Annotated in this window: 18 protein-coding genes; 14 read left to right on the forward strand and 4 right to left on the reverse strand. The window is 55.4% G+C overall.

Going from position 1 to position 20,161, the window contains the following annotated elements; translation table 11 throughout:
• The first annotated feature begins 6 nt into the window (after nt 1-6).
• The 11 genes from ndk (at nt 7) to PanJK_RS12905 (ending at nt 12,771) form a co-directional block, all read left to right on the forward strand.
• The gene (ndk, locus tag PanJK_RS12855; RefSeq protein ID WP_007884899.1) at nt 7-438 is read left to right on the forward strand and encodes a nucleoside-diphosphate kinase; all 432 of its coding nucleotides are present in this window, start codon (nt 7-9) and stop codon (nt 436-438) included.
• Between the two features lie 188 nt (nt 439-626).
• A complete protein-coding gene (locus PanJK_RS12860) occupies nt 627-1,796 on the forward strand; it encodes a bifunctional tRNA (adenosine(37)-C2)-methyltransferase TrmG/ribosomal RNA large subunit methyltransferase RlmN (protein WP_007884898.1) in 1,170 nt (389 codons plus the stop codon).
• 75 nt (nt 1,797-1,871) lie between these two features.
• The gene (gene pilW / locus PanJK_RS12865) at nt 1,872-2,606 is read left to right on the forward strand and encodes a type IV pilus biogenesis/stability protein PilW (RefSeq protein ID WP_265300196.1); all 735 of its coding nucleotides are present in this window, start codon (nt 1,872-1,874) and stop codon (nt 2,604-2,606) included.
• On the forward strand, nt 2,596-3,612 hold the full coding sequence (rodZ, locus tag PanJK_RS12870) for a cytoskeleton protein RodZ (RefSeq protein ID WP_256697115.1): 1,017 nt from the start codon (nt 2,596-2,598) through the stop codon (nt 3,610-3,612). Before pilW ends, rodZ begins: the two co-directional genes overlap by 11 nt.
• 38 nt (nt 3,613-3,650) lie before the next feature.
• On the forward strand, nt 3,651-4,772 hold the full coding sequence (gene ispG, locus PanJK_RS12875; RefSeq protein WP_101763487.1) for a flavodoxin-dependent (E)-4-hydroxy-3-methylbut-2-enyl-diphosphate synthase: 1,122 nt from the start codon (nt 3,651-3,653) through the stop codon (nt 4,770-4,772).
• A gap of 106 nt (nt 4,773-4,878) precedes the next feature.
• Nucleotides 4,879-6,153: a histidine--tRNA ligase gene (hisS, locus tag PanJK_RS12880; protein WP_256697113.1), complete on the forward strand. Its 1,275-nt coding sequence runs from the start codon at nt 4,879-4,881 to the stop codon at nt 6,151-6,153.
• A 39-nt stretch (nt 6,154-6,192) separates the two neighbouring features.
• The gene (locus tag PanJK_RS12885; RefSeq protein WP_256697111.1) at nt 6,193-6,810 is read left to right on the forward strand and encodes a YfgM family protein; all 618 of its coding nucleotides are present in this window, start codon (nt 6,193-6,195) and stop codon (nt 6,808-6,810) included.
• Between the two features lie 19 nt (nt 6,811-6,829).
• Nucleotides 6,830-8,011 (forward strand): outer membrane protein assembly factor BamB, encoded by a 1,182-nt coding sequence (gene bamB, locus PanJK_RS12890; protein ID WP_256697110.1) that lies wholly within the window; start codon nt 6,830-6,832, stop codon nt 8,009-8,011.
• A gap of 178 nt (nt 8,012-8,189) precedes the next feature.
• On the forward strand, nt 8,190-9,680 hold the full coding sequence (gene der / locus PanJK_RS12895; protein WP_265300203.1) for a ribosome biogenesis GTPase Der: 1,491 nt from the start codon (nt 8,190-8,192) through the stop codon (nt 9,678-9,680).
• Between the two features lie 96 nt (nt 9,681-9,776).
• Nucleotides 9,777-10,004 carry a zinc ribbon domain-containing protein gene (locus PanJK_RS12900; protein ID WP_265300205.1) on the forward strand — a complete coding sequence of 76 codons (228 nt, stop codon included), beginning with the start codon at nt 9,777-9,779 and terminating at the stop codon, nt 10,002-10,004.
• 328 nt (nt 10,005-10,332) lie between these two features.
• Nucleotides 10,333-12,771: a glucose/quinate/shikimate family membrane-bound PQQ-dependent dehydrogenase gene (locus tag PanJK_RS12905; RefSeq protein WP_265300207.1), complete on the forward strand. Its 2,439-nt coding sequence runs from the start codon at nt 10,333-10,335 to the stop codon at nt 12,769-12,771.
• Nucleotides 12,772-12,858: 87 nt separating this feature from the next.
• Here the strand turns inward: PanJK_RS12905 and PanJK_RS12910 are convergent, their stop codons facing one another.
• From PanJK_RS12910 to xseA, 4 genes are all read right to left on the reverse strand, one after another.
• Nucleotides 12,859-13,041, reverse strand: a complete 183-nt coding sequence (locus tag PanJK_RS12910) for a general stress protein (RefSeq protein WP_045814915.1) — start codon at nt 13,039-13,041, stop codon at nt 12,859-12,861.
• A 103-nt stretch (nt 13,042-13,144) separates the two neighbouring features.
• On the reverse strand, nt 13,145-13,471 hold the full coding sequence (locus tag PanJK_RS12915) for a protealysin inhibitor emfourin (RefSeq protein ID WP_217548974.1): 327 nt from the start codon (nt 13,469-13,471) through the stop codon (nt 13,145-13,147).
• Nucleotides 13,456-14,481: a M4 family metallopeptidase gene (locus PanJK_RS12920; protein WP_256697101.1), complete on the reverse strand. Its 1,026-nt coding sequence runs from the start codon at nt 14,479-14,481 to the stop codon at nt 13,456-13,458. The genes PanJK_RS12915 and PanJK_RS12920 overlap by 16 nt, the downstream gene beginning before the upstream one ends.
• Before the next feature lie 48 nt (nt 14,482-14,529).
• On the reverse strand, nt 14,530-15,903 hold the full coding sequence (gene xseA / locus PanJK_RS12925) for an exodeoxyribonuclease VII large subunit (protein ID WP_265300215.1): 1,374 nt from the start codon (nt 15,901-15,903) through the stop codon (nt 14,530-14,532).
• Nucleotides 15,904-16,072: 169 nt separating this feature from the next.
• On the opposite strand from xseA, the gene guaB reads away from it, so the two are divergent.
• The 3 genes from guaB to PanJK_RS12940 all read left to right on the forward strand — a co-directional run bounded on the left by guaB (nt 16,073) and on the right by PanJK_RS12940 (nt 20,139).
• A complete protein-coding gene (gene guaB, locus PanJK_RS12930) occupies nt 16,073-17,539 on the forward strand; it encodes an IMP dehydrogenase (protein WP_008108316.1) in 1,467 nt (488 codons plus the stop codon).
• A gap of 72 nt (nt 17,540-17,611) precedes the next feature.
• Nucleotides 17,612-19,192: a glutamine-hydrolyzing GMP synthase gene (gene guaA / locus PanJK_RS12935; protein ID WP_265300218.1), complete on the forward strand. Its 1,581-nt coding sequence runs from the start codon at nt 17,612-17,614 to the stop codon at nt 19,190-19,192.
• Nucleotides 19,193-19,362: 170 nt separating this feature from the next.
• The gene (locus PanJK_RS12940; protein ID WP_265300221.1) at nt 19,363-20,139 is read left to right on the forward strand and encodes a DUF3750 domain-containing protein; all 777 of its coding nucleotides are present in this window, start codon (nt 19,363-19,365) and stop codon (nt 20,137-20,139) included.
• Nucleotides 20,140-20,161 lie beyond the last annotated feature (22 nt).

Consider the following 20,161-nt stretch of genomic DNA (forward strand, 5'->3'; position numbering starts at 1 on the left):
GTCAACATGGCAATCGAACGTACTTTCTCAATCGTGAAACCAAACGCCGTCGCTAAGAACGTGATTGGTGCAATCTATAACCGTTTTGAAAGCGCGGGCTTCAAAATCGTTGGCGCAAAAATGCTGCACCTGACCAAAGAGCAGGCTGAAGGCTTCTACGCTGAGCATAAAGGCCGTCCATTCTTTGATGGTCTGGTTGAATTCATGACTTCTGGTCCAGTTGTGGTTTCTGTACTGGAAGGCGAAAACGCCGTTCAGCGTCACCGCGATCTGATGGGTGCAACTAACCCAGACAACGCGCTGGCAGGTACTCTGCGTGCGGATTACGCGGACAGCTTCACCGAGAACGCAACCCACGGTTCTGACTCTGCTGAATCTGCAGCACGCGAAATCGCGTACTTCTTCGCAGAAAACGAAGTCTGCCCACGCACTCGCTAAGTGCGTTGATCGCCTAAGCGGACACGCGTCTTTACAGCTGTTCAACATCTGTAAAACGGTTCCCCTGGCATCATGCAGCAGATTTAGTACAATTATACGCCCTTGTTGAGCCCGCCTCAGCGAGGGCGCTGTTTTTTTCCTACTATTAACCAGAGCCGTAACGTGTAACAACGAGGCCAGAGAACATTATGTCCGAACAGATTGTGACGCCGTCGTCCGCTTCCCCCGTGGTTGTTTCCCCAAAAAACGAAAAAATTAACCTGCTGGATCTTAACCGTCAGCAGATGCGTGAATTCTTTCTTGAGATGGGCGAAAAGCCGTTCCGTGCCGATCAGGTCATGAAGTGGATGTATCACTACTGCTGCGATGATTTCGAGCAGATGACCGACATCAACAAAGTGCTGCGCGGTAAGCTGATGCAGCGCGCTGAAATCCGTGCGCCGGAAGTGGCGGAAGAGATGCGTTCCACCGATGGCACCATTAAATGGGCGATTCGCGTGGGCGACCAACTGGTTGAAACCGTCTATATCCCTGAAGCGGATCGCGCAACCTTGTGCGTCTCTTCGCAGGTAGGCTGTGCGCTGGAGTGCAAATTCTGTTCGACGGCGCAGCAGGGCTTTAACCGCAACCTGCGCGTATCAGAAATTATCGGCCAGGTATGGCGCGCCGCGAAAATCATCGGTGCCGCGAAAATTACCGGTCAGCGTCCGATCACCAACGTGGTGATGATGGGCATGGGCGAGCCGCTGCTGAACCTGAACAATGTGGTACCAGCAATGGACATCATGCTGGACGACTTCGGTTTCGGCCTGTCAAAACGTCGCGTTACGCTCTCCACTTCGGGTGTAGTGCCGGCGCTGGATAAGCTGGGCGACATGATCGACGTAGCGCTGGCAATTTCGCTGCACGCGCCGAACGATGCCATTCGTGACGAGATCGTGCCGATCAACAAAAAGTACAACATCGAGACTTTCCTTGCGGCGGTAAAACGCTACATCGGCAAGTCCAACGCCAATCAGGGCCGTGTCACCATTGAGTACGTGATGTTGGATCACGTCAATGACAGCACCGACAACGCGCATGAACTGGCGGCACTGCTGAAAGAGACGCCGTGCAAAATCAACCTGATTCCATGGAACCCGTTCCCCGGCGCGCCGTATGGCCGTAGCTCCAACAGCCGTATCGATCGCTTCTCCAAAGTCCTGATGGATTACGGTTTCACCACCATCGTGCGTAAAACCCGTGGTGACGATATCGACGCTGCTTGTGGTCAGCTGGCGGGCGATGTGATCGACCGTACCAAGCGTACGCTGCGTAAGAAAATGGCGGGTGAAGCCATCTCTGTGAAGGCGCTCTGAAAGCCAGCGCCTGCTGATATTCACCGGGCGTAACTCATGTCAGTCTCTCCGCATATTTTTTATGGAGAGACTGAAATGCGTAAAGGATTACCCGTCGCGATTCTGGCTAGCTTTGTTGTAACCGGTTGTGTCAATCATCCCGCAAGGCAAAGCGCAGCGGATATTCGTTTGCAGCTCGGATTGCACTATCTGGCGGTGAAGGATTATGCCGCTGCACAGCGCAATTTATTGCGTGCTCAGCAGGCAGCGCCGAAAGATTATCGCGTCCCGTTGGCCCTTGCTCGGGTGGCACAGGCGCAGCAGAACAGCGCACAAACCCGCTGGCACTATCAGCGGGCGCAGCAGTTAGCGCCGCTGAATGGTTATGTGGCTAACAATTACGGTGCGTTTCTCTGCGGTTTAAGGCAGTATGACGAAGCGCATCAACAGTTTAAGCTGGCCATTGAGGCGCAGGAAATCGATGCTCGTCAGGATGCATTCCTGTTTTCGGGCTATTGTTACCTGCAGGCTGATGAGAGTGCCGCAGCGCGCGAGCAGTTAGGTTATGCGCTGGATGCCGCACCGGAGCAGGGCAGTCAACTGCTAAGGGAAGTGGAAAGGCGGCTTGAACAGCAGGAACAGCAGTCGGTTCCGCTGCTTTTAGAAGTTTACCATCAGCGTTTGCCGGCAACGGCAGAGAGCCTGTGGTTACAGATACGTTTCGCCGCGCAACAGGGAAACGCTGCTGACGTTACACGTTATGGCGACCGGTTGGCGCGAAGTTTTCCACAATCGATACAGTACCAGCGTTATTTAGCTAATGAATACTGAAGCCACTCAAGAGAATTCTGCAGTACATTCCACAGGTGAACGCCTGCGTCTGGCCCGTGAGCAGATGGGGCTGACCCAGCAAAACGTCGCTGAACGCCTGTGCCTGAAACTTACTACCGTGCGTGATATTGAAGAGGATAAGTCACCTGCTGATTTAGCCTCGACATTCCTGCGCGGTTACATTCGCTCCTATGCCCGTCTGGTGCATGTGCCGGAAGATGACCTGCTGCCGATGATGGCAAAACAGGCTCCGGTGCGCGCGGCCAAGATCGAGCCAATGCAGAGCTTCTCATTGGGTAAGCGTCGTAAAAAGCGCGATGGCTGGCTGATGATCTTCACCTGGTTGGTGATTTTTGTCGTAGTCGGTTTAACCGGTGCGTGGTGGTGGCAGAACCATAAAGCGTCCCAGGCTGATTTGGTGTCGATGGCCGATCAAAACGGCAGCGGCGACAATAGCCAGTCGATTCCATTGGGCGACAACAGCACCGACAGCAATGCCGATGCAGATACCAACGCAGCCGGTACGCCAATTGATAACGGTGCTGGCGCTGTCGCCACGCCGGAAAGTAACACCGCCGCACCTGCGGCGAGCACTAGTACTCCAGCGCAAACCAACGGCAGCGACAACGCCGTGGTTTCGCCGAGCCAGGCACCAATTGATACGGCGCCGCCAGCGGCGACGTCTCCGGCGCCAGCGAACAGCGTTCCTGCCGGCCAGATGCCTACCGGGAATGCGGCAGTCAGCCAACCGGCAGGCGATCCGAATGCCATCGTGATGAACTTCAAAGCCGATTGCTGGCTGGAAGTCAGCGATGCGACCGGCAAGAAGTTGTTCAGCGGTCTGCAACGTAGCGGCGGTAAGCTGAGTTTGTCCGGAACGGCTCCGTATCGTCTGAAAATTGGCGCACCAGGTGCGGTTGACGTGCAATATCAGAATCAGCCCGTTGATTTAAGTCGTTTTATCCGTAATAACCAGGTTGCCCGTCTGACGCTGGGTGCGCAATAACGCGCAGCGCGCTTTCCGGGTAATTGTGGAGAGAGAATATGCATAACGAAGCACCCATTATCCGTCGCAAATCAACACGGATTTACGTCGGCAAGGTGCCAGTTGGCGATGGCGCGCCCATCGCCGTTCAGTCAATGACCAACACCCGCACCACTGATGTGGACGCCACCGTTAACCAGATTCGCCAGCTTGAGCGCGTCGGGGTTGATATCGTGCGCGTCTCTGTTCCTACGATGGATGCGGCTGAAGCCTTCAAACTGATTAAGCAACAGGTCAACGTGCCGCTGGTAGCGGACATTCACTTTGACTATCGCATCGCACTAAAAGTCGCTGAATATGGCGTGGATTGTCTGCGTATCAATCCAGGCAACATCGGCAACAATGAGCGTATCCGCCAGGTGGTGGATTGTGCGCGTCATTACAATATTCCGATCCGCATCGGCGTGAATGCCGGTTCGCTGGAAAAAGATCTGCAGGAAAAATACGGCGAGCCCACGCCGCAGGCGCTACTCGAATCCGCGATGCGCCATGTGGATCATCTCGATCGCCTCAACTTTGATCAGTTCAAAGTGAGCGTCAAAGCCTCCGACGTGTTCCTTGCCGTTGAGTCCTATCGTCTGCTGGCGAAAGCCATCGATCAACCGCTGCACCTCGGTATCACCGAAGCGGGCGGCGCGCGTGCGGGTTCAGTGAAATCGGCGATCGGTTTAGGTTTACTGCTGGCCGAAGGCATTGGCGATACGCTGCGTATTTCGCTGGCGGCCGATCCGGTTGAAGAAGTCAAAGTCGGCTACGACATCCTCAAATCTCTGCGCATTCGTTCGCGCGGCATCAACTTTATCGCCTGCCCGACCTGTTCGCGTCAGGAGTTTGATGTCATCGGCACGGTGAATGCGTTGGAAGAGCGTCTGGAAGACATCATCACGCCGATGGATATTTCCATTATCGGATGCGTGGTGAACGGTCCGGGTGAAGCGACAGTGTCTACTCTTGGCGTGACCGGTGGCGCCAAGAAAAGCGGCTTCTATGAAGATGGTGTGCGCCAACGTGATCGTCTCGATAACAACGACATGATCGACCAGCTGGAAGCGCGTATTCGCGCCAAGGCCAGCATGCTGGATGAAAGCCGCCGCATCAACGTGCAGCAGCTGGAAAAATAATCGTGGTGCGCGCCTGTCGCGTGCCAGTTTGTGATTGAACCTGTGCGGTTTCATCCTCATAAGGTATGATGCCGCTCAGGTTTTTTTGTCTTAAAGAGATTCTAACGTGGCGAAGAATATTCAAGCGATTCGCGGGATGAACGATTACCTGCCGGCGGATACCGCGATTTGGCAGCGTATTGAAGGCACCCTGAAGCAGGTGCTGGCCAGTTATGGTTACAGTGAAATCCGTCTGCCAATCGTTGAGCACACCCCGTTGTTCAGCCGCGCGATCGGTGAAGTCACCGACGTGGTTGAGAAAGAGATGTACACCTTTGAAGACCGCAACGGCGAAAGCCTGACGCTGCGTCCGGAAGGTACCGCAGGTTGCGTACGCGCCGGTATTGAGCACGGCCTGCTGTACAACCAGGAACAGCGTTTGTGGTACACCGGCCCGATGTTCCGCTACGAGCGTCCGCAGAAAGGTCGTTATCGTCAGTTCCACCAGATGGGTGTGGAAGTCTTTGGTCTGCAAGGCCCGGACGTGGATGCTGAGCTGATTATGATGACCGCGCGCTGGTGGAAAGCGTTAGGTATCGCCGAACACGTTGAGCTGGAACTGAACTCTATCGGTTCGCTGGACGCGCGCGCCAACTATCGCAGCGCGCTGGTGGCGTTCCTGGAGCAACATCAGGACGTACTCGACGAAGATTGCAAACGCCGCATGTACACCAATCCACTGCGCGTGCTCGACAGCAAAAATCCTGACATCCAGAAACTGTTAAATGATGCGCCAACGCTGGGCGAGTTCCTTGATGAGGAGTCGCGCGAGCACTTCAGCGGGCTGTGCGCCTTGCTGGACGACGCGGGCATTAAATATCGTATCAACCAGCGCCTGGTGCGCGGCCTCGATTACTACAACCGTACCGTGTTTGAATGGGTGACCAGCAGCCTCGGTTCGCAGGGCACCGTATGCGGTGGCGGACGTTACGATGGTTTAGTTGAGCAGTTGGGTGGCCGTGCCACGCCAGCGGTTGGTTTTGCCATGGGCATGGAGCGTTTGGTGTTGCTGGTGCAAGCGGTTAATCCAGAATTTGAACCGACGCGTATTGTTGATGTCTATGTTATCGCTTCGGGGCAGGGCGTTCAGTCCGCCGCGATGCAACTGGCGGAAAAACTGCGTGATGCTGATCCGGCATTGAAGCTGATGACCAACTTCGGTGGCGGTAACTTCAAGAAGCAGTTTGGACGTGCAGACAAGTGGGGCGCACGCATTGCGCTGGTGCTGGGCGAAGATGAAGTGAAAGCGGGCCAGGTTGTGGTGAAAGACTTGCGTACTGGCGATCAACAGACGCTGGCTCAGAGCGACGCCGCTGCGACGTTGCGCACGCTGCTGCAGTAAGCGCAGCACTGCAACAGCCATTTTAAAGAGAGGGATTGCGTGGAAGTTTACAGCAACGAAAACGAACAAGTTGACGCGCTGCGTCAGTTCTTTGCCAACAATGGCAAATTCCTGGCCGTTGGCGTAATCATCGGTATCGCTGCGCTGGGTGGCTGGCGTTTCTGGTCCAGCCATCAGGAAGGAACCGATAAAGCGGCATCAGCAGAATATCAACAGCTGACCAGCGCGATGCAGGCGGACAAGCCGGATTCGCTGCAAGCGGTCGCCACTTTCGCCAGCGAAAACAACAACACCTACGGTGCGTTGGCGTCGCTGGATCTGGCGAAGCAGTATGTTGAAACCAATCAGCTCGATAAAGCGATCACTCTGTTACAGAGTGGGCTGAAAGATACCAAAGATGCCAATCTGCAGGCGGTGATTAACCTGCGTCTGGCACGCATTCAGTTGCAGCAAAGCCAGGCCGATGCCGCACTTTCTACCCTTAACAATGTTAAAGGTGATGGCTGGACAGCCATTGTGGCGGACATTCGTGGCGAAGCACTGCTGAGCAAAGGCGATAAGCAGGGCGCACGTGATGCCTGGAGCAAAGGTGCTGAATCGCAGGCCTCTCCTGCGCTGAAGCAAATGCTGCAGATGAAGATGAATAACTTAAGTTAAGCCAGTCAAGAGAGCGCACATGGAATTACGTAAATACCTGCTGCCAGGGCTGATTTCAGTCACTCTGCTCAGCGGTTGCTCGCTGTTCAGCGGCGAAGAAGATGTAGTGAAAATGGCCCCGCTGCCTAAAGTGGAAAACCAGTTTACGCCGCAGACCGCGTGGAGCACCTCAGTCGGCGACGGCGTTGGTGATTTCTATTCCAATCTGCATCCAGCCTGGCTGGACGGTACCGTGTATGCTGCGGATCGTTTTGGTGTAGTTAAAGCGCTTGATGCCAGCAATGGTAAAGAGAAGTGGAAAGTTGATCTCTCTGAGAAAACCGGCTTCTTCTCGAAAAACATCTCGGCACTGCTTTCTGGCGGCGTAACGGCCAGCGGCGATCGCATCTACATCGGTAGCGAACGTGGTCAGGTATTTGCGTTGAATACCAGCGATGGTGGCATTGCCTGGCAGACCAAGGTCGCCGGTGAAGCGCTGTCGCGTCCGGTAGTGAGCGACGGTTTAGTGCTGATCCACACCAGCAACGGTATGCTGCAAGGTCTTGATCAGAGCACTGGCGTAATCAAATGGACCGTCAACCTCGATATGCCTGCGCTGTCACTGCGCGGTGAATCAGCCCCGACCGTGGCCTTTGGTGGCGCAATTGTGGGTGGCGATAATGGCCGCGTGAGCGCAGTCATCGTCAACCAAGGTCAGCTGATTTGGCAGCAGCGTATTTCGCAGCCAAGCGGCGCCACGGAAATCGATCGCCTAAGCGACGTCGATACTACGCCAGTCGTTGTAAACGGTGTGGTTTATGCGCTGGCGTATAACGGTAACCTCACCGCGCTGGAACTGCGTTCTGGTCAGGTTCTGTGGAAACGTGAGATTGGCGGCGTGAAAGACATGGTGGTGGATGCGGGTCGTATCTATCTGGTCGATCAGGATGACCGCGTGATTGCCCTGAATGCTGACGGTGGCGTAGCCATCTGGCGTCAAAGCGATCTGCTGCATCGTAATCTGACCTCGCCGGTGCTGTTCAACGGTTATCTGGTTGTCGGTGATAGCGAAGGTTATCTGCACTGGATTAACACCCTTGACGGCCGCTTCGTGGCGCAGCAGAAACTGGACAGCGATGGCTTCCAGACTGAACCGGTTGTTGCCGGTGACAAGCTGCTGATCCAGGCGAAAGGCGGAGAAGTTTACGCCATCACCCGTTAAGGATTTGGCTCTGCGGGAACGCGTTTCCCGCTCGCTTACACGGCTCCTGATTCGTCAGGGGCCGTTTCGTTTTTAGTCAGGCATGGTATTCTTTGCGCCTTCAGCCTGACGCCTGGCGTCAAATGTCGTTATAATCACGCCATTCGGGCGAATTATTTTAAAAACTGAGGCAAGTGTTATGGTACCTGTGGTCGCGCTGGTTGGGCGTCCCAATGTGGGAAAATCTACGCTATTTAACCGTTTAACACGCACACGTGATGCGCTGGTGGCGGATTTTCCTGGACTGACTCGCGATCGCAAATATGGTCGCGCCGAAGTGGAAGGGCGCGAATTCATTGTTATTGATACCGGCGGTATTGATGGCACCGAAGAGGGCGTAGAAAACCGCATGGCGGAGCAGTCGCTGCTGGCGATTGAAGAAGCCGATGTGGTGCTGTTTATGGTGGATGCGCGCGCGGGCGTAATGCCGGCGGATCAGCAAATCGCTAATCATCTGCGTGCGCGTGAGAAAGCCACCTTTGTGGTCGCCAACAAAACTGACGGTATTGACCCGGAAGCGGCGGTGCTGGATTTCTATGCGCTGGGCTTAGGCGAGATTCACGCCATTGCAGCTTCGCATGGCCGTGGCGTTAACAGCCTGCTGGAAACCGCACTGTTGCCGTGGATGGAAGAAATTGTTCCAGAAGTCGAACTCACTGAAGAAGAAGAGAACGCCGCCTATTGGGCCGATTTAGAAGAAGAGAGTGAGAAGGCGCTGGAGGAAGAGGAAGAAGAAGACTTCGACCCAACCACACTGCCAATCAAACTCGCCATCGTCGGCCGCCCCAACGTGGGTAAGTCAACGCTGACTAACCGTATTCTTGGCGAAGATCGTGTCGTGGTCTTCGACATGCCTGGCACCACGCGCGACAGCATCTATATTCCGATGGAACGTGATGGACGTGAGTATGTCCTGATTGATACCGCTGGCGTACGTAAGCGCGGTAAAATCACCGAAACAGTCGAGAAATTCTCGGTTATTAAAACGTTGCAAGCGATCGAAGACGCTAACGTTGTGATGCTGGTGATTGATGCGCGTGCCGGAATTTCCGATCAGGATCTGTCGCTGCTTGGCTTCATCCTGAATAGTGGGCGCTCACTGGTGATCGTGGTCAACAAATGGGATGGCATGACGCAGGAAGCCAGAGATGAAGTCAAAGAGATGTTGGACTTCCGCCTGGGCTTTATCGATTTTGCGCGCATCCACTTCATTTCAGCCCTGCACGGCAGCGGCGTCGGTAACCTGTTCGAATCGGTGACCGAAGCCTACGACTGCTCCACCAAACGTGTGGGCACCGCCATGTTGACGCGCATCATGACCATGGCCGCCGACGATCACCAGCCGCCATTGGTGCGTGGTCGCCGCGTGAAGCTAAAGTATGCGCACGCCGGTGGTTATAACCCGCCAATCGTGGTGATTCACGGTAACCAGGTGAAAGATCTGGCCGATTCCTATAAACGTTACCTGATGAACTACTTCCGTCGTTCACTCAACGTGATGGGTACGCCGATTCGCATTCAGTTCAAAGAGGGCGATAACCCGTACGCGGGCAAACACAACCTGTTGACGCCAACGCAGCAGCGTAAACGCCAGCGTCTGATGTCGCATCTGAAGAAGAACAAGCGTTAAGATGATAAGGGCCCAGCAGGGCCCTTTTTTTATGAACCTGTAACGCGTAGGGTCGCCATTCATGGCGACCGCCATCCAAAGCGCAGAGGATGATTGATGAATTTTTCCTGCCCAGCCTGCCATCAACGACTCACTCACAATGAAACCGGTTTTAACTGCCCCAACTGTGAACGTCATTTCGCACACATCGCCTCATGCCCGGATTGCCACCAGCCGTTGCAGGTGCTGAAAGCCTGCGGTGCGGTGGACTACTTCTGCCAGCACGGCGACGGCCTAATTTCCAAAATACGTGTCGAATTCATCCCTGACTTAACGTCGCAATAATAAAAGTCACGATAAGCCGTCATATTTATGAATAGCTTACGGCTGGATTTGTAGCAAAAATGCTATTAACCAGTGACTGCCGCGTTATGGATATTCACTTTTTATTGTACCAGGTGGTACAATCCTGCCGCCTTGTAGCGAGAATCACTCTCACCTGCGTTGTGTCCTCGCTCACAAGCGCCGAATCACGGGCATTGCACCCGTACCAATAGATATAAAATAAAGCGTAACGGAATTATTCCTGTCTCCCGCTGCGGCTGGAGCCTTGTTATCGGCTGCCACAGATTTACTGGCGCCAGCGCTTTATTTTTTCAGGAGAGTTTTTGTTATGGCAGAAAATTCCGCTCGTCCCGGCAAAGGGCTGAGCATCTGGTCCGTACTGTTTGGCCTGGTCCTGCTGGCTATCGGTTTGTTCTTCGCTATCGGCGGCGGCAAGCTGGTTGCGCTCGGCGGTAGCTGGTACTTCCTCATCGCCGGTATCGTCATGCTGCTGTCGGCCATTCAGTTCTTCCGTCGCAAATCATCCGCCGTCACCCTGTTTATTCTGGTGTTCGCTGGCACGTTGATTTGGTCACTGTTTGATGCAGGCTTGCATTTCTGGCCGCTGGTATCACGTTTGATGGTGCCGGCCGGTTTGATGCTGTTTGCATTCCTCACCTGGCCAGCCCTGCGTAAAAGCGAAGGCAAAAGCTCTCTGGCGAAAGCCTCTTATGTGCTCTCTGCGGTGATCGCGGTGGGCATGGTGGCGACCTTCGTGCAGATGTTCCAGCCGCATCCTACCGTGGCGTTTGACGGTAAACAGCTGCCGTTAATTCCGGTCGATAAAGCAAAACCTCAGCAAGACTGGAGCAGCTACGGCCGTACGCCGGGTGGCGACCGCTTCGCTGCCATCGATCAGATCACGCGTGACAACGTTAAAGATTTGCAGGTTGCCTGGACTTTCCACACTGGCGATACGCCAATCAGCCCAACCGGTAACGGTGCGGAAGATCAGCAAACCCCATTACAGGTGGGCAACACGCTGTTCCTGTGCACCCCGCATAACAATGTGATTGCGGTTGCCGCAGACAGCGGTAAGGAAATCTGGAAACGCGAAATCAACGCGCAGGCAGAAGTGTGGAACCGCTGCCGTGGCTTAGCCTATTTCGATGCGACTAAACCGCTGCAGCAGCCAACCGAGCCGGGTTCAACGCCGGTTACTGCCGCTGTGCTGCCTGCTGGCGATACCTGTCAGCGTCGTATTCTGATGAACACCATTGATGCGCGTCTGATTGCTATCAACGCCGACAACGGTGAGCTGTGCGACACCTTCGGTACGCACGGTGTGGTTGACCTGAAAACCGGTCTGGGCAGTGCGCCAGATCCGCAATATCAGCTGACGTCACCGCCAGCGATGGCCGGTACCACTGTTGTTGTGGGTGGTCGTGTCGCCGATAACGTACAGACCGACATGCCTGGCGGCGTGCTGCGTGGTTTTGACGTCATCACCGGTCAGATGCGCTGGGCGTTTGACCCAGGCAACGACGACCCAAATGCGGTGCTGATGCCGGGTAAAAATTACACCCGCAGTACGCCAAACTCGTGGGCGCCAATGTCTTACGATCCGGCAATGAACACCGTGTTCCTGCCGATGGGTAGCTCGTCAGTGGATCTGTGGGGTGCGAACCGTACCAAACTGGATCACACTTACGGCGCATCAATTCTGGCGTTGGATGCCACCACCGGTAAGCAGAAGTGGGTTTATCAGACCGTGCATAACGATCTGTGGGACTTCGACCTGCCAATGCAGCCGAGCCTGGTCGACTTCCCGATGAAGGATGGCACCAACAAGCCAGCCGTCGTTATCGGCGCGAAAACCGGCATGATCTGGGTGCTGGATCGCCTGACCGGCAAGCCTTTGACCAAAGTTGAAGAGCTGCCGATGCCGCAGGGTCACATCCCGAACGAGCAGTACACCAAAACTCAGCCGCACTCTGTGGAAATGCCAAATATCGGCAACCAGAAAATGACGGAGTCGGATATGTGGGGTGCAACACCGTTTGATCAGCTGGCGTGCCGTATTGCCTTTAAAGGCATGCGTTACGATGGTCTGTTCACCGTGCCGGATACCGATAAATCCCTCAGCTTCCCAGGTTCACTGGGCGGTATGAACTGGGGCGGTATCTCGTTTGACCCGAACAACCAGTACATGTTCGTTAACGATATGCGTCTGGGTCTGTGGGTACAGATGATTCCACAAGACACCAGCAAAACGGCGGCCAGCAACGGTGGTGAAGCTATCAACACCGGTATGGGTGCGGTTCCGCTGAAAGGCACACCGTACGCGGTGAACAAAAACCGCTTCATGTCGCCGCTGGGCATTCCGTGCCAGGCTCCGCCGTTCGGTACGCTGTCAGCGATTGACATGAAAACCCGTCAGATCGTGTGGCAGGTGCCAGTGGGTACGGTAGAAGATACCGGTCCGTTTGGTATCAAAATGCGCGCGAAAATGCCAATTGGTATGCCGACCTTAGGCGGCACGCTGGCAACGCAGGGTGGCCTGGTGTTCATCGCGGGTACGCAGGATTACTATCTGCGCGCTTTCGATAGCTCAACCGGTAAAGAAGTGTGGAAAGCACGTCTGCCAGTCGGCAGCCAGGGCGGTCCAATCAGCTATGTTTCGCCGAAAACCGGCAAACAGTACATCCTGATCTCCGCAGGCGGTGCACGTCAGTCGCCAGACCGTGGTGATTACGTGATTGCTTACGCGCTGCCAGACAGCAAGTAAGTTAAAAAAGGAGAAAGGCCGACATCATGATGTCGGCCTTTTTTTTATCACCCTCCGTGGCACATCTCTTCCTTTAAGGCACCTTAATTACTGCTGCTTAGAAGGGCGACGGCTTTTTTGACCTCCTTTTCTTCCAGCTTCCCTGGCTCTTTCAGGATCGTTTCTGAAATTACCCCCACTGACTTTGCCGCCAGCGCTACCGGCTTCCCTGGCGCGCTCCGGGTCCTCTGCAAAGTTCCCGGCACCACCTCGTTGCTTTTTTTGTGTCATAGCAGAGACCTCATCTAAGGGTGTTTTCTTCGACGTGGACTAGCTAGCCACATAATGAGTATAGTCAATCAGTTACGCTCTGCCTTGAGAGATCTCCGATAACCTATTCACCGTCTCGCCACAGCGATTGCAGCTCGGGGGGCGCCAGTTGTTCGGGAATTAAAATCACGAAACTTCCCGCTTCGCGATGGGTAGCATAGGTGATTTGAATGCGGTAGTAGCGCTGATCGCCACGACCGACATTTGCCGCCTGATCTTCCGTTTCCCCCAAGGGCATTGCTTGTTCCAGTACTTCGCAGACGCGCTGCTTTTGCGGTTCCGGCAGTTCCGCCAGCGCAAAGCGCCGTTCGCCGCGCAGTTTAGGGATAAAAGCGATTCCGCCTTCCCGCGCCAGCTCGATGATTGCGTCATCGGTCAGTTGGATGTCCATGTTACGCCTACCTGCTGCCAGGCGGATTGGATCTTTTCCGCCACTGAGCTGTTGAATCGTTGATTGGCGTGCTGCACGGTAAAGCGCGCAAAGGTGCTGAAATCGGCATCCTGTGGCAGCGTTTCGTCGCACAGCGTGTCGTACCAGGCTTGACCGGCCTGTTCCCACGCAAAGCCGCCCAGCGCTTTAGCGGCGAGGTAAAAAGCGCGATTGGGAATGCCGGAATTGAGGTGCACGCCGCCGTTGTCGTCACGCGTTTCGATATAGTGCGCCATATCGGCCGGTTGCGGATCTTTACCCAGCACAGGATCATCGTAGGCCGTTCCCGGTGACGACATTGAGCGCAATCCGCGCCCGTTGATGCCCTGCGCCAGTAACCCTTCGCCGATAATCCAGTCGGCCTGATCGGCGCTCTGCTTGAGGTGAAATTGCTTCACCAGCGAACCAAACACGTCAGACATCGATTCATTCAGCGCGCCTGCCTGCTGGAAATAGATCAATCCCGCTTCGGTTTCTGTCACGCCGTGCGTCAGCTCGTGCGCCACCACATCCAGCGCGATAGTGAAGCGATTGAAAATCTCGCCGTCACCGTCACCAAACACCATCTGCTGCCCGTTCCAGAAGGCGTTCTGATACTCCTTGCCGTAATGCACGGTGCCATCGAGCTTGAGGCCTTTATTGTCCAGCGAGTTGCGTTGGTAGATTTGCCAGAAGAAATCGTGGGTAATGCCGAGATAGTTCCAGGCTTCTTCGGCTGCAACATCACCATTTCCCGGCTGGCCTTCTTCGCGCACCAACGTGCCGGGCAGATTTTGCGTTCCTTCGGCGTCATAGATAGCACGCAGCACCGTGCCTGGCTGAGCGGTGGCGGTGCTTGCTGGTTTAGCGTTATGTTCGCCCATCAAGTGCTGGACGTGGGTGAGGGTGCGGCGCGCGTAGTCTTGTTGCGCGCCGGAGCAGTTATCAATGATATTGCGCAGAATGTAGGGAGGAATAACGCTGTAAGACATAAAAAACTCCTGGCCATTGAGGTACATGCCAGAAGTATAGTTTTCCCGCTATGAACGCGCTTTGCGGCTCCGGGATTTCTGCGGTTCGAGTGCGGTAACCTGGCTTTCCACCCAGCCATCGTCCAGCCGGGTGCGCAGCAAGTCGCCTTTGCTCAGCTGTTGGGTTTTCTTCACCACCTGACCTTGGGTGTCGGTGGTTACGCTGAAGCCACGCGCCAGCGTCGCCAGCGGGCTCACGCCTTCCAGCTGTGCCGCCAGCGTGCCAAAGCGCTGACGATTGTGATTGAGCTGCTTCTCCATGCCCTGCTGTAAGCGATAGTGCCATTGCTGGAGCTGCTGCTGAGCGCGCAGAATACGTCCCTGCGGCTGCTGGGCGTTAAGGCGTTGCAGCAGGCGATCCTGCTGACGGTTGGCCACCCGCATGCGCTGGTCCATTGCTTCACCGAGACGGCGCTGCAGCTGGAAGAGCGCGGTTTGCTGGCGTGCCAGACGCAGCTGTGGATGCTGCTGCTGCAAGCGGTGCTGAATGCGCGTGAAACGACGCTGCTGCTGAGCCAGATAGAAATCCATCGCCATCTCAATGCGCTGCTGCTGCGACTGCAAACGGCGCAACAGTTCAAGCTGATTACGGCTCACCAATTCTGCCGCAGCAGACGGCGTCGGCGCACGTAAATCCGCTACGAAGTCAGCGATAGTGACATCGGTTTCATGCCCAACGGCGCTGACAATCGGCAGGCGGCTGGCAAAAATCGCCCGCGCCACACGCTCGTCATTGAAGCTCCACAAATCTTCCAGTGAACCGCCGCCACGACCGACAATCAGCACGTCACACTCATCGCGCTGGTTAGCCAGCTCAATGGCACGCACAATACCAGCCGGCGCATCCACGCCTTGCACCGCGGTGGGATAGATAATCACCGGCAGTGAAGGATCGCGTCGATGCAGCACGCGCAGCACGTCGTGCAGCGCCGCGCCGGTGGCGGAGGTAATCACGCCCACCTGACGCGCCGGATCCGGCAGCGGCTGTTTAAACTGTTGATCGAATAAGCCTTCCGCGGCTAAACGCGCTTTCAGCTGTTCAAATTGCTGCTGCAGCAAGCCTTCACCGGCCGGATGCATGCTTTCGATAATCAGCTGATAATCGCCGCGCGGCTCATACAGCGTGATGCTGGCGCGCACTAACACTTGCTGGCCATGTTGAGGACGGAAGGTGACGCGACGATTGCTGTTGCGGAACATTGCGCAGCGCACTTGTGCGCCATCATCCTTCAACGTGAAGTACCAATGACCGGAAGAGGGCTGAGTGAAATTTGAAATTTCAGCGCTGAGCCACACCAGGCCCATCTCATTTTCCAGCAGTTGGCGCACCGTGGTGTTCAGGCGGCTGACGGTAAAAATATTGGCGGTTGGCGGTAGCGACATGTGATGTAGATCAAATTTTAAATCAGAGGGTTAATCAACTGATACTACATTGCTTGCCCTGAGGATCAAGACTTTTTCTGAAAAAACACTGGAGGCAATCGGTTTCGGCCTGTATAATGCCGCGGCAATATTTTATCTGTTTTAATCGCCCCCAGGTGGAGATATTGCAATGTTAAGAATCGCTAAAGAAGCCCTCACATTTGACGACGTTCTGCTCGTTCCCGCTCACTCCACTGTTTTACCAAACACCGCTGATCTCAGCACTCAACTGACGAAAAACATCCGTCTTAACATCCCAATGCTCTCTGCTGCCATGGACACCGTGACCGAAGCCGGTCTGGCCATTGCACTGGCGCAGGAAGGGGGGTTGGGCTTTATTCACAAAAACATGTCAATTGAGCGCCAGGCAGACGAAGTTCGTAAGGTGAAAAAACACGAAAGCGGCGTAGTTACCGATCCGCAAACCGTGCTGCCAACCACCGCGCTGGCGGCGGTGAAAGAGCTGACCGAACGTAACGGTTTCGCCGGTTATCCGGTAGTGAACACCGAGAACGAGTTGGTGGGCATCATCACTGGCCGTGACGTGCGTTTTGTTACCGACCTGACGTTGCCGGTTTCTGCGGTGATGACCCCGAAGGAGCGTCTGGTCACGGTGAAAGAGGGTGAAGCCCGCGAAGTTGTGCTGCACAAAATGCACGAGAAGCGTGTTGAGAAAGCGCTGGTTGTTGATGACAGCTTCCACCTGCTGGGCATGATCACCGTTAAAGATTTCCAGAAAGCCGAACGTAAACCTAACGCCTGTAAAGATGCGGAAGGCCGCCTGCGCGTAGGCGCGGCGGTAGGTGCTGGTGCAGGCAACGAAGAGCGTGTCGATGCGCTGGTGGCTGCTGGCGTTGACGTGCTGCTGATTGACTCGTCACACGGTCATTCTGAAGGCGTGCTGCAGCGCATTCGTGAAACCCGTGCAAAATACCCGAACCTGGAAATCATTGGCGGCAACGTCGCTACCGGCGCAGGCGCACTGGCGCTGGCGCAGGCTGGCGTGAGCGCGGTGAAAGTGGGTATCGGCCCTGGCTCAATTTGCACCACGCGTATCGTTACCGGCGTTGGCGTTCCACAGATCACCGCCGTTTCTGATGCAGTTGCCGCGCTGGAAGGCACCGGCATTCCGGTTATCGCTGATGGCGGTATCCGCTTCTCTGGCGACATCGCAAAAGCGATTGCAGCAGGCGCAGCGGCCGTGATGGTTGGCTCGATGCTGGCCGGTACCGAAGAGTCTCCGGGCGAAATCGAGCTGTATCAGGGCCGTTCGTTCAAGTCTTATCGCGGTATGGGTTCATTGGGCGCGATGTCTAAAGGCTCTTCAGACCGTTACTTCCAGAGCGATAACGCCGCTGACAAACTGGTACCGGAAGGTATCGAAGGTCGCGTTGCCTATAAAGGCCGCCTGAAAGAGATCGTGCACCAGCAAATGGGCGGCCTGCGCTCTTGCATGGGCCTGACCGGTTGCCCAACCATCGACGATCTGCGTACCAAAGCGGAGTTCGTGCGCATCAGCGGCGCGGGCATCAACGAAAGCCACGTGCATGACGTGACCATCACCAAAGAGTCGCCAAACTACCGCATGGGTTCATAATCCCGTAAAATTTAGCGCCCGGCACTTGCCGGGCGCTTTTATTATTAAGTCCATCCCAATGGAAACGCCTCAATGACGACTGAAAATATTCATAAACATCGTATTTTGATCCTCGATTTTGGTTCTCAGTATACGCAGCTGGTTGCGCGCCGCGTGCGCGAACTGGGTGTTTACTGCGAGCTCTGGGCGTGGGATGTCACCGAAGAGCAAATTCGCCAGTTCAACCCGAACGGCATCATTCTTTCAGGCGGCCCGGAAAGTACCACCGAGCTCAACAGCCCACGAGCCCCGGAATACGTGTTTAACGCCGGCGTGCCCGTGTTGGGTGTCTGCTACGGCATGCAGACCATGGCGATGCAGCTGGGCGGTAAGGTCGAAGGCTCTAACGAGCGCGAATTTGGTTATGCGCAGGTTGAAGTGCTGACCCAGAGTGCGCTGGTGCGTGACATCGAAGATGCGATTAGCGCAGCAGGTAAACCGCTGCTGGACGTGTGGATGAGCCACGGCGACAAAGTCACCGCCATCCCAGCCGGTTTCGAAACCGTTGCCAGCACCGAAACCTGTCCGTTCGCCATCATGGCGAATGAAGAGAAGAAATTCTACGGCGTGCAGTTCCACCCGGAAGTGACGCACACGCGTCAGGGCCTGCGCATGCTCGAGCGTTTCATTCGTGACATCTGCGGCTGCGAAGCGCTGTGGACGCCAGCCAAAATCATCGAAGATGCGGTTGAGCGCATTCGTCAGCAGGTTGGCGAAGACAAAGTGATCCTCGGCCTGTCAGGCGGCGTGGACTCTTCTGTGACCGCGATGCTGCTGCACCGCGCCATCGGCGAGCGTCTAACCTGTGTGTTCGTCGACAACGGTTTGCTGCGTCTGAATGAAGCTGAGCAAGTAATGGATATGTTTGGCGACCACTTCGGCCTGAACATCGTGCACGTGGCGGCTGAAGCGCGCTTCCTTGATGCGCTGGCGGGCGAGAACGATCCAGAAGCCAAACGTAAAATCATTGGCCGCGTATTCGTTGAAGTGTTCGATGAGCAGGCACTGCGTCTGGAAGATGTGAAGTGGCTGGCGCAGGGCACCATCTATCCTGACGTGATCGAATCGGCGGCTTCTGCCACCGGTAAAGCGCACGTAATCAAATCGCACCACAACGTGGGCGGTTTGCCAAAAGAGATGAAGATGGGCCTGGTTGAGCCGCTGAAAGAGCTGTTCAAAGACGAAGTGCGTAAAATCGGTCTGGAACTCGGCTTGCCGTACGACATGCTGTATCGTCACCCGTTCCCAGGTCCAGGTTTGGGCGTGCGCGTGCTGGGCGAAGTGAAGAAAGAGTACTGCGACCTGCTGCGTCGTGCAGACGCCATCTTCATTGAAGAGCTGCATAAAGCTGACCTGTACAACAAAGTCAGCCAGGCGTTCACCGTGTTCCTGCCAGTGCGTTCTGTTGGCGTAATGGGCGATGGGCGTAAATACGATTGGGTAGTTTCACTGCGTGCGGTGGAAACCATCGACTTCATGACCGCGCACTGGGCGCACCTGCCGTACGATTTCCTCGGCCGCGTCTCTAACCGCATCATCAACGAAGTGAACGGCATCTCACGTGTGGTTTATGATATTTCAGGTAAACCACCTGCGACGATCGAGTGGGAATAAAGTCTGCTTTGATTACTGCGTAAAAACGAAGCCCGCTTAATTGCGGGCTTTTTATTTCAAACGTTCTGGTGGCAAATGAAACGGCTAAATGAATCGCATAGTTAGTGAATACAAACTCACTCGTTTCGATGCAAGATAGCGAGTGATTTTTATTCATCAGGATGCCGTCGATGTTGCCTTTCAAAGCCGTAATGATCTCTTTTCTTTGCATCATCTTGCTTTCATTAGGCGCGAGTCTGGCGCAGGCAACGCGAAGCGGTGAGCTCACCTCTGAACGCGGTGGCTGGGCGTCCGCAAGGCGTGATTCTGCCGGCATCGCACCGGATCCTCAGCGTTATGCGGCAGAAGCTATCGTGCAGGTTTATGCGGCACCGACCTATGGCTGGAAGGGCGCCGTGGCGGTGCATCCGTGGATTATCTTCAAACGCGCCGGTGAAACCCGCTACAACCGCTATGAAGTGATTAGCTGGGGCAGCGGCGATAAGGTGCGGCGCAACAGTAATCTCCCGGATGGCTACTGGTACGGCGCGAAGCCGCGTCTGCTGGTTGATCATCGCGGCAGTAGTGCAGAAGCGATGATTCCGCAGATCGAAGCGGCGATAAAATCCTATCCGTGGCCGACGACCTATCACGCCTGGCCTGGACCCAACAGCAATACTTTTATGGCGCATATTGGCCGCGAGGTACCGGCGTTGAAGCTGGATCTACCGGCTAACGCGCTCGGCAAAGATTATCGCTCGCTGCTTAATCCGGTGGGTTTACCGCCGTCAGGTCGCGGCGTGCAGCTTTCGCTACTGGGTGTGTTGGGTGTGACAGTTGGCGCGGAAGAGGGGCTGGAAGTGAACTTACTGGGATTAAACATGGGCCTGGATTTCACACCGTTCAGGCTGCGTCTGCCGTTTATTGGCGGCATCGGGCAGGACAATGTACAGCGCGACAATCCCTAAAAATGGCCCCGATTTGGGGCCG

Origin of the sequence: Pantoea sp. JK, assembly GCF_026130245.1 — a bacterium.
Classification (GTDB): Bacteria; Pseudomonadota; Gammaproteobacteria; order Enterobacterales; family Enterobacteriaceae; genus Pantoea; species Pantoea trifolii.